The organism is Bacteroides sp. D22, from assembly GCF_000163675.1.
GTDB lineage: Bacteria > Bacteroidota > Bacteroidia > Bacteroidales > Bacteroidaceae > Bacteroides > Bacteroides xylanisolvens.
Genome location: NZ_GG774871.1, coordinates 1 through 858 on the forward strand (window position 1 = coordinate 1; position 858 = coordinate 858).

The following is an 858-nucleotide window of genomic DNA, read 5'->3' on the forward strand; positions in this document are numbered from 1 at the left end:
ATAATCAAATATATAACCTTGTATAATCGATTCTTCTGTAACCTCGTACTACCCTACGAGTAATTCTTTGCGGACAGTACCCTGGAGCAGAACCACGAGTTTCTCCCAACCGATTTCATAACGATGACTGGCCTTGCAGAAAACAGGCAGGAGGAAACGGTCTTTGTCCAGCTTCTTCCAATAAAGCACGTATCCCCCTGTATCATGATGAAGGATTTTGATGTTCCGCCGGTCCTTACTCAAAAAGATGAAAATGTCCCCTGTGGAGGGCTCTTTACCCATTATCTTGCGTACCAGTTCGGCAAGGGTGAAAATACCTTTTCGCATATCTACCGGACCTTCGCACAGGTAGAAGCGCATGCTGGGATTCAGCCCTAACATAATGTTCCCAGGTTTTGAAGCAGAGCTGTTATGCTCTCAAGATTAGTGTTACATTTTCGGATCTCAACTCCATTGCCCAGTTTTAGACGAAACGAAACAATCTCAAAGTTGTCCGATTTGACAGATTTGGGAGATGATGTACAACGTGAATGACCGGAGGGGGAACCGTTCACATGAATAGGGGTCAGCTGCACACCAGAAGGGGGAGTGGGGTTAGTTAATTGACACTTGTAATGACGATACCAGCCAAGGAATTTATAATAATCAACGCCAAAACGATGGCAATACTCCAAAAGAGAGACTTGGCAACCACTGTCGGATGACTGATAAGCAGAAAGAATCTCTAAAAAACAATCAGTAGAGTCCATAAGAATAAAATTTTAAGTTCTGTGCAAAGGTAAAACTGACTGATAGGATAAACAAGAGCCATACAATGAGTGCTTACTTATCAATTAGCGCATTACACGCTTTTCGTGG

The 858-nt window shown here is 43.0% G+C and carries 2 protein-coding genes; both read right to left on the reverse strand.

Annotated elements, in window-relative coordinates; genetic code table 11:
* Window positions 1–48 precede the first annotated feature (48 nt).
* Complete coding sequence (tnpB, locus tag HMPREF0106_RS00065) at window positions 49–381, reverse strand: IS66 family insertion sequence element accessory protein TnpB (RefSeq protein WP_004316244.1); 333 nt, start codon at window positions 379–381, stop codon at window positions 49–51.
* Entirely contained in the window at window positions 375–749 is a 375-nt protein-coding gene (locus HMPREF0106_RS26650; protein ID WP_074704608.1) for a hypothetical protein, read from the reverse strand. The genes tnpB and HMPREF0106_RS26650 overlap by 7 nt, the downstream gene beginning before the upstream one ends.
* Between the last annotated feature and the right edge of the window lie 109 nt (window positions 750–858).